This window comes from Listeria fleischmannii subsp. fleischmannii LU2006-1, from assembly GCF_000344175.1.
Lineage (GTDB): Bacteria > Bacillota > Bacilli > Lactobacillales > Listeriaceae > Listeria > Listeria fleischmannii.
Window position 1 is genome coordinate 1 of record NZ_ALWW01000018.1, and the last position, 13,636, is coordinate 13,636.

The window sequence follows — 13,636 nt, forward strand, 5'->3', positions numbered from 1 at the left end:
TTTGGTTTCGGTTCGACTTGCATGTATTAGGCACGCCGCCAGGCGTTCGTCCTGAGCCAGGATCAAACTCATCTTTAAAATGTAAATCGAATTTGAATACTTATTCAACACTGTGAATAAGTTTCCTTAGCATCACAAATTGACTTTGCTAGCTTCTTACTAGTTTTTTTGGAAACATCTTTTTGTTTCCTGTCCTATGAATTGATTGGTGAAACATCTGTTTCATCGCTTTTTCATCTTCGTTCTGTTCAGTTTTCAAAGGTCATTCTTTCTTTCGTCTCATGCGCGTTTAACGCATCAGCAACGTTTATAAATATACCAACTTTTTATGCATTCGTCAATAGTTTTTCAAAAGTTTTTCTATTTTATTTTAAAAAAGCTTTTTATTGTTGTATAAATCTATGAATACCAAGCTAGAATGCATATTATTTTTCCGGGACTTCATTGGTGGTGTGGAGAACTTTTTTTGCTAGCATGGTGTATTCGGCGTATAGAATGTCGTCTGGTTCATAGATGCCGTCAATATAGCCAGACGCGTTTTTTTGCGGTTGGGCCATCTCGAGTTGCGCAAGTAGCGGTGTTTTTAGGTCATTCGCTACTTTCTGGCCACCGCCTGCGCCAAATAATTGAATCGCCTGGCCACTGATATTTAGGGCTGTCATATTTTCAATGACCCCTAAAATGTGATGGCCATTTTTCTCGGCCATGTAGCCTGCACGAGACGCCACTTGGGCTGCTGCAAAATGGGGTGTTGTAATGATTAATTCATAGCAAGTCGGGAGAAGCGTATGGATATCAAGCGCAACGTCACCGGTTCCTGGCGGCAAATCGATTAATAAAAAGTCAAGTTCGCCCCATTTTACTTCTTCAAGAAACATTTTCACCATTTTACCAAGCATAGGCCCGCGCCAAATGACAGGCTCGCCTTTTTCTACAAAAAATTCCATTGAAATCATCTTGACACCATGCGTTTCTACAGGGATGATAAAACTTCCTTCTTTACGCGGGGCTGACATATCGCCGAATAAGACAGGCAGACTAAAACCATAAATGTCAGCATCTAGCACGCCCACTTTTTTCCCTTCTCTAGCAAGAGCCGTTGCTAAATTAGCCGCAACAGTGGATTTTCCGACCCCACCTTTCCCGCTTGCAATGGCTATAAATTTTGTTTTGCTTCCTTCAGCTAGAATATTATCACGCGCTTCTAGAATTCGTTCAATCGTCGCGGCTGGCAAATAATCAAGCTCTAAATCAATATTTTCAAAACTAAACTGCCCTAAAAGCTCTTTTATATTTTGGGTAAAAGCAGCTGTTTCAATTTCCGGGTCCGCTAACGCTAGCCGAATTCTAACGCCATCTGGTTTGACGACCTCTATTTCAACAATTCCATCTGTTTCTTCTAACGTCGCCTCCAAAACCGGATCTACTAGACGTCCTAATAACTTTCCAACTTGCTGCTCATTCAACATACTTTTCCCCTCCACCAAAATGTATACGATTACACTATTATACCACAGCCAAACTAGTACTTAAAATTTTTTACCTAAAGCGAGTTTTTCTTTGAATAAATGATGGACACAGGGTAAACTGATGGAAAGGAGTGATAAAATGGCACAAATTTATCCATATTTGTCTTTTGAAAATGCAAAAGAAGCTTTAGCATATTATGAAGAATTTTTCGGGGCAACAAACATCAGACGAGTAAAAGTAGAACCAAGTCAAGCAGAAGAATTTAACATTCCTCTTGAAAAGCTTGACGACACAACCATGCATGCAGAATTCACTGTTTTAGGCGCTGAGCTTTATTGTTCTGATTCATTCGGAAATGACGTTTCGCCGTCCAAACAAATTTCAATCATGCTCGATGTTAATTGGGAAGACGAACAAGCTTTAAAAGAATCAAACGAATTTTTTGAGAAACTAGAAAAATCTGGGCAAGTAAAAATTTCAATGCCTTACGAGGAACAATTCTGGGGCGGAAAAATGGGGCAATTCGATGATAAATATGGTATCACTTGGATGCTTCACGCACAACCTTATTCAGAAGTAGGAAAAGCATAAAAGCAGCGGGCACATGACCCGCTGCTTTTTTATGATATGACGCATCAAGGAATTGCACCCCGGCATTCTAATCTGTAGATTCTCGAATGGTTGCCACTAGGCTACGCCAAATATATTGTACCCCGCGAAATTTTTTTCTAAACATTAATTGCAATGTTCGTGGTTATGGCGCTGCTCCATTTGAATCGTACAATGCGAAATTTGAAAGCTTTCCGCTAATCCGGCCTGAATTTTTTCCAAAAGAAAATCTCTATCAACACCTTCTGCCACTTGCAAATGCACCGTAAGCGAAGGAAAATCCGAGGTAATCGACCATACATGCAAATCATGCACAGAGATAACACCTTTTTGCTCTTGTAAAAAAGCTTGAATTTGTTCAAAATCCACGTTTGCTGGTTTTCCTTCCATTAAAACATCAACGGAATCACGGAAAACACGAATACCACTAACTAAAATCAGTACCGCTACGATGACACTCGCAATCGGGTCCGCAATATTCCATCCGAAGAAAATGATGAGGAGTGCCGCAATAATCGCGCCGACAGAGCCAAGTAAGTCTCCTAATACGTGCAGAAATGCACTGCGCATATTTAAATTTTCACTTGTATCCCCACCTTTCATCAAAATAAAAGCAACTAAAATATTGATAATCAGGCCGATTACGGAAATTGTCATCATGCCCGCACCTACAACTTCCGGTGGCGCAAAAAAGCGATGATAGGCTTCATAAAAGATATAGAGTGAAATCACGATAAGCGTGAGACCATTTAAAAATGCGGCTAATATTTCAAAACGTTTATAACCATAAGTCTTCTCATTATTCGCCTTTTTCTCGCCAAATTTAAATGCGAGTAGACTAAGTCCCAGTGCAGCAGCATCGCTAAGCATATGCCCAGCATCTGATAAAAGAGCTAAACTATTGGTTAAAATCCCACCAATCACTTCCACAATCATAAAAGTTGCGATGAGAAGAAACGAAATAAAAAGTGTTTTTTTGTTGGCATTGTGCGCATGATTGTGATTATGACCATGGCTGTGGTCGTGTGTGTGGTTATGACTTGACATTAAATCACTTCCCTTTTTATTATATGTATATATTAGCATATAAACATTTTAGTGGCAAGAAAAACCTTGAAGTCTAAAAAGAATTTCAAGGTTTTATCTAAGGTTATTTTAGTTGGAATTTTTCAATGATACAATCTATTAAAAAATTAGTTCTTCTATCAATATCTGAAATGAGCCATGTATCTTTATTCCCAATCTCTTCCCCTTCCTCAATTAGTGACTCATTTAAAAATATTTTAGTCCGTAAACCTGTGAAATTATCATCGCCCTTATAATCTCTCTTATCGTACTACTATTTACCATACAAAAAACCCGCTCTCCTAAAATAGGAAGCGGGTTTAAAACGCATAAGATTAACGTTTTGAGAACTGTGGTGCACGACGTGCGCCTTTAAGTCCGTATTTTTTACGTTCTTTCATACGTGGGTCACGAGTAAGTAGTCCAGCAGATTTAAGAGCAGGACGGTACTCAGGAGCCACTTGTAATAGTGCACGTGCAACGCCGTGACGGATGGCACCAGCTTGACCAGTGTATCCACCACCGTGAACGTTTACTAATACATCGTAGTTACCTAAAGTTTCAGTTGCTACTAAAGGTTGTTTGATTACTTCACGTAGTGCAGCGAATGGGATGTAATCTTCCCAATCACGATTATTGATAACAACTTTGCCGTCGCCAGGTACTAAACGTACACGAGCTACTGAGCTTTTACGACGACCAGTTCCGTAATATTGTACTTCTGCCACTATAAATTCCCTCCTTTAATAATTAACCGCGTAGTTCGTATACTTCTGGTTGTTGAGCTGCATGTTCATGCTCGCTTCCACCGTATACGTGTAATTTTTTAAATTGCCCGCGCCCAAGAGAATTTTTTGGAAGCATACCTTTTACAGATAGCTCGATTAATTTCTCAGGATTGTTCGCACGCATTTCGCCTGCAGTACGAGATTTCAAACCGCCTGGATATTGAGAATGACGGTAATAAATTTTGTCAGTTGCTTTTTTACCAGTAAGACCAACCTTACCAGCGTTAATTACAATTACAAAGTCTCCAGTATCAACATGTGGAGTAAATTGTGGTTTAGTTTTACCACGAAGAATTGATGCTACTTCGCTAGATAAACGACCTAGTGAAACACCTTCAGCGTCGATCACGTACCATTTACGTTCTACTTCGCCTGGTTTCGCCATATAAGTTGTACGCATGAGTTACCCTCCTAATAAATTAAAAATTGCGCCCGGAACCGTTCCTTGTTCCGAAACTTGATTAAATTTTTCTTACTATTGTTTTATTCAACACAACAACCTTCCGGGGCATATTGTGGGGTAAACAATACCATAATCCATAATACAATTTTTATAGTTAAAAGTCAATAAATTTTCGAAAAAAAACGGCTGAAGAAACTTTCCTTCGACCGATTGTTACTTATTTACTATTTATAAAATACTTCTTGTAAATACAAGCCTTCCGGAGGTGCCGTTTTACTTCTGAGCGACTCGCGGTTTCGAGCTTCAAACGCTCGTAAAATATCTGGTTCCCCTAGCTTATTTTGGCCAACATCCAGAAGTACGCCAGTTAAAATTCGAACCATATTATATAAAAAACCACTTCCGCGATAGGCGATCATTAATGTCGTCTCATCCACTTCCGTTATTTCAATTTGATAAATCGTACGTACTTTGCTTTCTTGAACCGCTCTAGCAGAACAAAAACTAGTGAAGTCATGCTCTCCGATAAGCAATTTTGCAGCAGATTTCATTTTTTCCACATTTAGCTGATACGGGAAATGTAGCGCAAAATTCCTTTTAAACGGATTGAAAATTTTTGAGCGATCAATCATATAACGATATTCTTTCCCCGTTACATCAAAGCGAGCATGAAAATCATCCGCCACTTTTTCTACAGAATGAAAGCTAATATCTCGAGGCGTTCCCATTTGAAGAGCAATACGGAATTTTTCAGGCTCGATATTTAGCGGCGAATCAAAATGAATGACTTGTCCTACTGCATGTACGCCTGTATCCGTTCTGCCAGACGCTGTAATTCTCGAAAAATCGCCTTTATGCATCTTTTTAAGCGCCTTTTCGATTTCTTCTTGTACTGTGCGCCCGTTTGGTTGCACTTGATAGCCAACAAAACCACTACCGTCATACGCAAAAACCGCTTTATATCGCGTCACAAAAACGCCCCCTAATTTCTAAGTAATAGTAAAAGTCCTGTTAATACCACAAGCGAAAGCAGAAGTATCGTGTCAGAAAATCGCCATTTCAATAACCTGAATTTTGTGCGCCCATGCCCGCCGCGATAGCCACGCGCTTCCATAGCGATAGCCAAATCCTCTGCTCGCTTAAAGGCACTAATAAAAAGTGGAATAAGGAGCGGGACAATCGCACGAATTCGGTCACTAATTTTCCCGCTTGTAAACTCCACACCACGGGCTTTTTGCGCCTTCATGATTTTCTCCGTTTCATCCATCAGCGTAGGAATAAAACGAAGCGATATACTTAACATTAACGCCAGCTCATGGACCGGTAAACGTACAATCCGAAAAGGCGCCAAAATTTTCTCAAGACCATCCGTAAGCTCAATTGGACTCGTCGTAAGCGTTAGCAGTGTTGTCATAAAAACAATTAGCACAAAGCGGCAAAACATTTTAACCCCGTTCATAAGCCCGAGCATCGTAATTTTAATCGGACCAAACGAAAAGAGCACTTCTCCTCCTTGTGTAAAAAAAACTTGAAGTAATAATGTTAAAAGAATAAGCCACATAATCGGTTGCAAGCCTTTTAAAAAGAAGAGAAAAGGAACTTTCGAGGTCAAAACTAAATAGAGCACATAGACAAATAATATCGCATAGGTCATCCAATTATTCGCCAAAAAAACGATGACAATAAAAGCCATAACAGCCGTAATTTTAGCGCGCGGATCAATTTTATGCAGCCACGAATCGCCTGGAATATAACGCCCTAAAATCATTTTATCCATCATAAGCCAGACGCATCCTTACCTAAAAACGGTAAAATTTCATGCAATAATTCATCCATATTTAAACATATTTTAGACAATTTCACGTTAAATTTTCGTTCAAAATCCCGTTGAAACCTAACCACTTCCGGGACTAAAAGCCCCAAATTAAGTAGCTTTTCCGACTCCGCAAAAATTTCACGAGGCTCACCAATTTGATTAACCGTGCCGTCTTTCATGAGAACAATTTTCTCCGCATAACGCGCCGCATCTTCCATACTATGAGTGACTAGAATGGTCGTTAAATTTTTTTGCTCATGCAAATCATAAAACATCTCCATAATTTCACTTCGGCCATGCGGGTCTAGCCCTGCTGTCGGTTCATCTAAAACCAGCACTTCCGGATCCATTGCAAGTACACCCGCTATGGCCACACGCCGTTTTTGTCCACCCGAAAGTTCAAACGGCGAGCGCTCCAAAATCGCTTCTGACAGGCCAACTTCTTGAATAACTTCACGCGCACGTTTTTCAGCCTCTTCTTTGGTAGCCCCAAAATTAAGCGGTCCAAAAATAATGTCTTTTAAAACGGTCTCCTCAAATAATTGTGCTTCTGGGAACTGAAATACAATGCCTACACGGCGACGGATATCGCGTAATTTTTTTTGCTTTACACCGGCAATCATTTCACGATCAAAAAGCGTTATTTTTCCCTCAGTAGGGAGAAGAAGGGCATTTAAATGTTGGACGAGCGTTGATTTCCCGGACCCGGTATGTCCAATCACTGCTGTATAACTGCCTGTTTCAAAGGTCACATTCACATCCGTTAGCGCACGTTTTTCGAAAGGGCTATTTTTTTGATAACAGTATCCTACTTGCTCGAGTTTGATTCCCATAATAAATTTAACAGCTCTCCTTCCGATAAAACTGGCTCATCAATTGATATACCGTGACTTTTTAACTCGTCTTCTAACGAGACAATAAATGGCACGCCTAGACCTATTCGTTTCATTTCCTCAGTATCTTTAAAAATTTCTTTTGGGGTTCCTTCCTTGAAACGCTCCCCTTCATTCATCACAATTACACGATCAGCATACAGTACCTCATCTAGGTCATGCGTAATGGAAATAACCGTAATATCTTCCTTTTCTCTCAGCCTTCGAATGGTTTCCATCACTTCAGAACGACCTCTAGGGTCAAGCATGGAGGTAGCTTCATCAAGAATAATGACATCGGGTCTAAGGGCTAAAACGCCAGCAATCGCCACACGCTGTTTCTGACCGCCAGATAGTCGCGCCGGTTCGTGCAATTTATACTCTTCCATGCCCACTTCATGCAAAGCTTCTTTCACACGCTTCACCATATCATCATGTGGAATACCGTGATTCTCCAAACCAAAAGCCACATCATCTTGGACCGTTGCGCCAACAAATTGGTTATCCGGATTTTGAAACACCATCCCCACTTGTCTTCGAATGTCCCAAATTGTCTTTTCCGACAAAACATAATGCCCAATTTTAATTAAACCCTTTTCAGGAAAAAGCAGGCCGTTCAAAAGCCTCGCAAGCGTTGATTTCCCGGAGCCATTATGCCCAACAAGCGCCAACCATTCACCTTTTCCCACTGAAAAAGTGACATCATTCACCGCATAACTCGCCTCATCATCATATTTATAAAAAACGTGATCAATCTTCACAAAATCTTCTGCCATTATTCGCACCTCTCTTCTACAGGCTACACCTTATTCATTATAGTATAAAGCAGCACTTCACGCAAAGCCTCTTTTTGTAAAAAAGGGAGTCTTAAAAATCCGCCACATCCCCTACACCCCCGCCACTCTCCCGCCATCAAAATTGCTTTTTGGGAAAAACAAAAAAAACTCAAAGCGATGACTTTGAGTCCGGACAGAAATAAAAAAAAGCCTGCGCCCTCTTCGTTTTAAACAAAAGAAGGCGCACAGAGCTAGACAAGACAAGTTTCCTTGCTTATCATGACACTCTACTTGCTTTCATACATTTACTATTAAACTAACTCGATAATTACCATTGGTGCACCGTCACCACGACGAGGACCTTTTTTTATAAATACGAGTATATCCACCTTGACGATCAGCATAACGAGGTGCTACATCATCAAATAGTTTTTGAAGCGCGTATACCGCTTGGTTCTTGGTTTTTTCTTCACAGTTTCACCGTTTTTAGTTACGTCAACTTGTTTAACATCAGCAACTTCATGGCGAACAAAAGCAGCAGCTTGACGACGAGCGTGCAAGTCACCTTTTTTACCGGAAGTAATAAGTTTTTCAACAACTTTACGAATCTCTTTAGCGCGAGCTTCAGTTGTTTCGATACGTTCATGTACGATTAAATCCGTTGCAAGATCACGTAGTAACGCTTTACGTTGTGAGCTAGTACGGCCTAATTTTCTGTAACCCATGGAATTCCCTCCTTACTTTTCTATCAGTTTTCGTTTCTTAGACCTAAGCCAAGGTCAGCAAGTTTAACTTTAACTTCCTCAAGAGATTTACGACCCAAGTTACGAACTTTCATCATATCATCTTCTGATTTGTCAGCTAATTCTTGTACAGTGTTAATTCCAGCGCGTTTTAGACAGTTATAAGAACGAACGGATAGATCCAATTCTTCAATTGTCATTTCAAGCACTTTCTCTTTATGGCTTTCTTCTTTTTCAATCATGATTTCCGCTTTTTGAGCTTCATCTGTTAAGTTAACAAAGATACTCAAATGCTCAGAAAGAATTTTCGCACCAAGCGATACAGCTTCTTCTGGGCTAATGCTTCCATCTGTTAAAACGTCAAAAGTCAGCTTATCATAATTTGTCGATTGACCTACACGTGTATTTTCAACTTGATAATTCACGCGAATCACCGGAGAGAAAATAGAGTCTATTGGCAATACACCAATAGGCATACTTTCACGTTTGTTTTGATCAGCCGGTGTATAACCGCGACCACGAGTTGCATTTAAGCGTACGTGAAATTTAGCATTGTCGCTTAATGTTGCAATGTGAAGATCTGGATTTAAAATTTCAACATCACTGTCATAATTAATATCCCCAGCCGTTACGACACCAGGACCTTGCATATCTATTTCCAATGTTTTTTCTTCATCAGAGTAAACTTTAAGTGCAAGTTTTTTGATATTTAAAATCATTGTTGTCACATCTTCAACTACACCTTCAATAACAGAAAACTCATGCAATGCACCATCAATTTGAATCGAAGTGACTGCAGCACCTGGTAGTGAAGATAATAGAATACGACGTAAGGAGTTACCCAAAGTTGTACCATATCCACGCTCAAGTGGTTCTACAACAAACTTTCCATACTTGGCATCATCGCTGATCTCAATCGTCTCGATTTTTGGCTTTTCAATTTCGATCATTCAAATTTACCCTCCTTCAAAACGTCTTATTTCCTAAATCTAGTCGAACCTCTTTACAAGTTTAACAATCGAAGTATAAAGTGGCATAAGAAATACGACTACTTACACACGACGACGTTTTGGAGGACGACAACCATTGTGAGGAACTGGAGTTACATCTTTAATTGCTGTAACTTCTAGGCCTGCTGCTTGAAGAGCACGAATAGCTGCTTCACGACCAGCACCTGGACCTTTAACAGTTACTTCTAAAGTTTTTAAACCATGTTCTTGAGCTGATTTAGCTGCACTTTCAGCTGCCATTTGAGCTGCAAAAGGAGTAGATTTACGAGAACCTTTAAATCCTAAAGCACCAGCGCTAGACCAAGCTAAAGCATTACCATGTGTGTCAGTAATCATTACAATCGTATTATTAAATGTAGAACGAATGTGTGCAATACCGCTTTCGATATTCTTTTTCACACGACGTTTACGAGTATTTGTTTTACGTGCCATTCACTTACTACCTCCTTTACTAACTTATTATTTCTTCTTACCTGCAACAGTCTTAGAAGGACCTTTACGAGTACGAGCATTATTTTTAGTATTTTGTCCACGAACTGGAAGCCCACGACGGTGACGCATACCACGGTAAGAACCGATTTCAATTAGACGTTTAATGTTTAAGTTTACTTCACGACGAAGATCACCTTCTACTTTAATACGGTCAACAATTTCACGGATTTTACCTAATTCTTCTTCTGTTAAATCACGAGTACGAGTATCTTCTGAAACGCCTGCTTCTTTCAAAACTTGGATAGCAGTTTGTTTACCAATACCATAAATGTAAGTCAGGGAAATAACAATACGTTTTTCACGTGGAACGTCCACACCTGCAATACGTGCCATTTAGTCAAGCACCTCCTTATATTATCCTTGTTTTTGCTTATGTTTAGGGTTTTCACAAATTACCATTACTTTACCTTTACGACGAATAACTTTACATTTTTCGCACATTGGTTTCACAGATGGTCTTACTTTCATATTCCATATACCTCCTTGTTTATTAGAGAAAATGTCTCTATAAACCGATACTTACTAAGCTGGCGAACCAGACCGGTATATAAATTCAATTTCAGCGTGCAAATTATTTAAAACGATAAGTGATTCTTCCACGAGTTAAATCATACGGGGAAAGCTCAACTGTCACTTTGTCCCCAGGTAAAATACGGATGTAGTGCATACGAATTTTACCAGAAACAGTGGCAAGCACTTTATGACCATTTTCGAGTTCAACATTGAACATCGCGTTTGGTAAAGTTTCTTGAACAACGCCTTCCACTTCGATTACATCTTCTTTAGCCATATGTTCGCTACCTCCTTCTCGGTTACTAGACCACTTGGTTACTAATATTTTATCAGTGTAAAACTTGATTACATGAAAAAACGGTAAACAAGCCAAAACTCGTCGCATATTTGCAACGTTTTTGGTGTTTTTAGACAACCCACAAAGTGAATCCGTAATGCCGAGGTTTTGAGTAAACAAACTCAAAGTTAAAGCTCGATATAATCTTTCGGATGATCTTCAAATGGTTCTCTCGTTCATCATGATTTGCTATGATGCTTTAATTCCACTGCCAATTATCCATTATACTACAATCCAATTGAATTTGCACGTATTAATTGATAGCAGGGTCAAGCTCTTTCCACGCTTAGAAAGAAGCAAGAATTTTGTCCACATCCGCAAAAACGTCGTTGATATCTTGTTCACCGTTTACGCTGTGAAGCTTACCTGTTTCTTTGTAGAAATTAAGAAGAGGTTCAGTTTGTTTCATATTGACATTCAGGCGATTTTCAACAGTTTCTTTTTTATCATCTTCACGTTGATAAAGTTCGGTTCCATCTACATCGCATTTACCTGCAACTTTAGGTGGGTTATAAATTTCATGATACGTACGGCCACAAGTCTTACAAATCCAACGGCCTGTGAGGCGTTTCATTAAAATTTCTTTATCGACGTTAATATTGATAACTGCATCAAGTTCTGTTCCAAAATCTTTCAATATATTCCCTAACTCTTCAGCTTGAGCCACTGTACGTGGGAAGCCATCTAATAGAAAACCTTTTTTTGCATCATCTTGCGCTAAACGCTCGCGAACAATACCATTTGTTACATCATCAGGAACTAAATCACCTTTATCCATAAAAGATTTTGCTTTTAGTCCTAATTCTGTTTCATTTTTCATCGCTTGGCGGAACATATCCCCTGTAGAAATATGAGGGATATTATATTTTTCAACAATTTTCTCAGCTTGAGTACCTTTACCAGCTCCTGGTAGTCCCATTAATACTAATTTCAACTGTTTCGCTCCTCGGCTACGCGCAGGGGCCCTGCTAGGTCAATCCTAAGCAAGTGCCTGCGTGTTATTTGATGAATCCTCGATAATTCCGCTTAACAAGTTGACCTTCAAGTTGTTTCGTTGTATCAAGAGCTACACCGATTACAATTAGAAGACTTGTACCACCGATTGCGAGCGTTTGAGGAAGACCAAAAGCGGTCGTACCGATAGTCGGAATTACAGCAACTGCCGCTAGGAAAAGGGCACCAACAAATGTTAGACGGTACAGTACCGAAGTAAGATATGCTTGTGTCTCTCTACCCGGACGTTTACTAGGGATATATCCACCTTGCTTCTTCAAATTGTCAGCCACTTTTTCAGGGTTAACTTGAATGAAAGCATAGAAATAAGTGAATGCGATAATAAGTGCTACATATAAAATCATACCGATTGGTTTCGTATAATCAAAAACATTTTTAAGCACGGCTACAACTTGATTACTACTATCAAAGAAAGTAAGAATCGTTTGTGGTGTAATAATAAACGCACTCGCAAAGATTACTGGAATAACCCCAGCAGAGTTAAGTTTAAGTGGCAAATGAGTTGCCTGTGCACCAGCTTGTTTATTGCCTGCAACACGTTTTGAATATTGAATCGGGATTTTACGTAAAGCTTGTTGGAAGTAGATTACTACTACTACGATTAGAAGTGCAGCTAATGCAATTCCAGCAAGAACTAAAATATGAAGGAAAAGCTGATCGCCAGCCCCTTCGATTTGTTGTACATAAACTTGACGAACACCGTCAGGAATACGCGCAACGATACCTGCAAAGATAATAATGGATACACCATTACCAACACCTTTGACGGTAATTTGTTCCCCTAACCACATAAGGAACATTGTACCGGTTGTTAGTACAATCGCAATTGTGATGTACATTGGAATTGACGCATTAAAAATCAAAGTAGACCCAGAAAGTCTGTTAAAGCCATAAGCCATACCAAACGCTTCGACTAAACCTAAAATGATAGTTAAGTAACGAGTAAGTTGATTGAGTTTTTTACGACCCATTTCCCCTTGCTTCGCCCATTCCGTAAGTTTCGGAACAACATCCATTTGTAATAGTTGAACGATGATGGATGCCGTAATGTACGGCATAACACCCATTGCTAAAACGGAAAAGTTTTTTAAGGCCCCACCGTTAAAGGTATTTAGAAAGCCGAAAATCCCGCCTTCCATCGTTTGTTGCAATGCAGCAGCATTCACCCCAGGCACGGGTACGAATGTTCCTACACGGAAAATGATTAACATTGCAATTGTGAAAAGAATTTTTTTACGGATATCAGCTACTCTAAAGAAGTTGACTAACGTCGAAAACATTAGATCACCTCAGTTTTCCCACCAGCTGCTTCGATAGCTTCCTTAGCTGCTGTGGAAAATTTATTTGCTTTCACTGTAAGTTTTTTCTCAATTGATCCATTTGAAAGAATCTTGATACCAGATTTTGCATTACGCACAATACCAGTTTCAATTAATAATTCAGGTGTTACTTCTGTACCATCTTCAAAGCGATTTAAAACATCTAAATTCACAACTGCGAATTCTTTACGGTTGATGTTCGTAAATCCACGTTTTGGTATACGGCGGAATAATGGTAGTTGTCCACCTTCAAAACCTAAACGTACACCGCCGCCGGAACGAGCTTTTTGCCCTTTATGTCCACGACCGGAAGTTTTACCGTTACCAGAGCCTGTACCACGACCAACACGATTACGCTCTTTACGAGAACCTTCAGCAGGTTTAAGTTCGTGTAGTTTCATGTCAAGCA

The 13,636-nt window shown here is 39.7% G+C and carries 17 protein-coding genes and 1 pseudogene; 1 reads left to right on the top strand and 17 read right to left on the bottom strand.

Annotated elements, in window-relative coordinates; translation table 11 throughout:
- Positions 1–425: 425 nt before the first annotated feature.
- Entirely contained in the window at positions 426–1,469 is a 1,044-nt protein-coding gene (locus LFLEISCH_RS06790) for an Mrp/NBP35 family ATP-binding protein (RefSeq protein ID WP_007474643.1), read from the bottom strand.
- Positions 1,470–1,608: 139 nt separating this feature from the next.
- On the opposite strand from LFLEISCH_RS06790, the gene LFLEISCH_RS06795 reads away from it, so the two are divergent.
- Complete coding sequence (locus LFLEISCH_RS06795; RefSeq protein WP_007474645.1) at positions 1,609–2,061, top strand: VOC family protein; 453 nt, start codon at positions 1,609–1,611, stop codon at positions 2,059–2,061.
- 144 nt (positions 2,062–2,205) lie between these two features.
- Here the strand turns inward: LFLEISCH_RS06795 and LFLEISCH_RS06800 are convergent, their stop codons facing one another.
- From LFLEISCH_RS06800 to rplO, 16 genes and pseudogenes are all read right to left on the bottom strand, one after another.
- The gene (locus LFLEISCH_RS06800) at positions 2,206–3,126 is read right to left on the bottom strand and encodes a cation diffusion facilitator family transporter (protein WP_007474647.1); all 921 of its coding nucleotides are present in this window, start codon (positions 3,124–3,126) and stop codon (positions 2,206–2,208) included.
- Between the two features lie 353 nt (positions 3,127–3,479).
- Positions 3,480–3,872 (bottom strand): 30S ribosomal protein S9, encoded by a 393-nt coding sequence (rpsI, locus tag LFLEISCH_RS06805; protein WP_007474648.1) that lies wholly within the window; start codon positions 3,870–3,872, stop codon positions 3,480–3,482.
- Positions 3,873–3,894: 22 nt separating this feature from the next.
- A complete protein-coding gene (gene rplM, locus LFLEISCH_RS06810; RefSeq protein WP_007474651.1) occupies positions 3,895–4,332 on the bottom strand; it encodes a 50S ribosomal protein L13 in 438 nt (145 codons plus the stop codon).
- Positions 4,333–4,559: 227 nt separating this feature from the next.
- Positions 4,560–5,306 carry a tRNA pseudouridine(38-40) synthase TruA gene (gene truA, locus LFLEISCH_RS06815; RefSeq protein ID WP_007474652.1) on the bottom strand — a complete coding sequence of 249 codons (747 nt, stop codon included), beginning with the start codon at positions 5,304–5,306 and terminating at the stop codon, positions 4,560–4,562.
- Between the two features lie 11 nt (positions 5,307–5,317).
- Entirely contained in the window at positions 5,318–6,115 is a 798-nt protein-coding gene (locus LFLEISCH_RS06820; RefSeq protein ID WP_040504795.1) for an energy-coupling factor transporter transmembrane component T family protein, read from the bottom strand.
- Positions 6,112–6,984: an energy-coupling factor ABC transporter ATP-binding protein gene (locus tag LFLEISCH_RS06825; protein ID WP_007474655.1), complete on the bottom strand. Its 873-nt coding sequence runs from the start codon at positions 6,982–6,984 to the stop codon at positions 6,112–6,114. Before LFLEISCH_RS06825 ends, LFLEISCH_RS06820 begins: the two co-directional genes overlap by 4 nt.
- Complete coding sequence (locus tag LFLEISCH_RS06830; RefSeq protein WP_007474657.1) at positions 6,960–7,799, bottom strand: energy-coupling factor ABC transporter ATP-binding protein; 840 nt, start codon at positions 7,797–7,799, stop codon at positions 6,960–6,962. The genes LFLEISCH_RS06825 and LFLEISCH_RS06830 overlap by 25 nt, the downstream gene beginning before the upstream one ends.
- Positions 7,800–8,110: 311 nt before the next feature.
- A pseudogene (gene rplQ, locus LFLEISCH_RS06835) lies at positions 8,111–8,524 on the bottom strand (50S ribosomal protein L17).
- A 23-nt stretch (positions 8,525–8,547) separates the two neighbouring features.
- The gene (locus LFLEISCH_RS06840; protein ID WP_007474660.1) at positions 8,548–9,492 is read right to left on the bottom strand and encodes a DNA-directed RNA polymerase subunit alpha; all 945 of its coding nucleotides are present in this window, start codon (positions 9,490–9,492) and stop codon (positions 8,548–8,550) included.
- A gap of 102 nt (positions 9,493–9,594) precedes the next feature.
- Positions 9,595–9,984, bottom strand: a complete 390-nt coding sequence (rpsK, locus tag LFLEISCH_RS06845) for a 30S ribosomal protein S11 (protein ID WP_007474662.1) — start codon at positions 9,982–9,984, stop codon at positions 9,595–9,597.
- Between the two features lie 27 nt (positions 9,985–10,011).
- Complete coding sequence (gene rpsM / locus LFLEISCH_RS06850; protein ID WP_007474664.1) at positions 10,012–10,377, bottom strand: 30S ribosomal protein S13; 366 nt, start codon at positions 10,375–10,377, stop codon at positions 10,012–10,014.
- A 21-nt stretch (positions 10,378–10,398) separates the two neighbouring features.
- Complete coding sequence (gene rpmJ, locus LFLEISCH_RS06855) at positions 10,399–10,512, bottom strand: 50S ribosomal protein L36 (RefSeq protein WP_003720928.1); 114 nt, start codon at positions 10,510–10,512, stop codon at positions 10,399–10,401.
- A gap of 103 nt (positions 10,513–10,615) precedes the next feature.
- The gene (gene infA, locus LFLEISCH_RS06860) at positions 10,616–10,834 is read right to left on the bottom strand and encodes a translation initiation factor IF-1 (RefSeq protein WP_003720929.1); all 219 of its coding nucleotides are present in this window, start codon (positions 10,832–10,834) and stop codon (positions 10,616–10,618) included.
- A gap of 346 nt (positions 10,835–11,180) precedes the next feature.
- Complete coding sequence (locus LFLEISCH_RS06865) at positions 11,181–11,828, bottom strand: adenylate kinase (RefSeq protein WP_007474787.1); 648 nt, start codon at positions 11,826–11,828, stop codon at positions 11,181–11,183.
- Positions 11,829–11,892: 64 nt separating this feature from the next.
- Entirely contained in the window at positions 11,893–13,188 is a 1,296-nt protein-coding gene (gene secY, locus LFLEISCH_RS06870) for a preprotein translocase subunit SecY (protein ID WP_007474789.1), read from the bottom strand.
- Positions 13,188–13,628 carry a 50S ribosomal protein L15 gene (rplO, locus tag LFLEISCH_RS06875; protein WP_007474791.1) on the bottom strand — a complete coding sequence of 147 codons (441 nt, stop codon included), beginning with the start codon at positions 13,626–13,628 and terminating at the stop codon, positions 13,188–13,190. The genes secY and rplO overlap by 1 nt, the downstream gene beginning before the upstream one ends.
- Between the last annotated feature and the right edge of the window lie 8 nt (positions 13,629–13,636).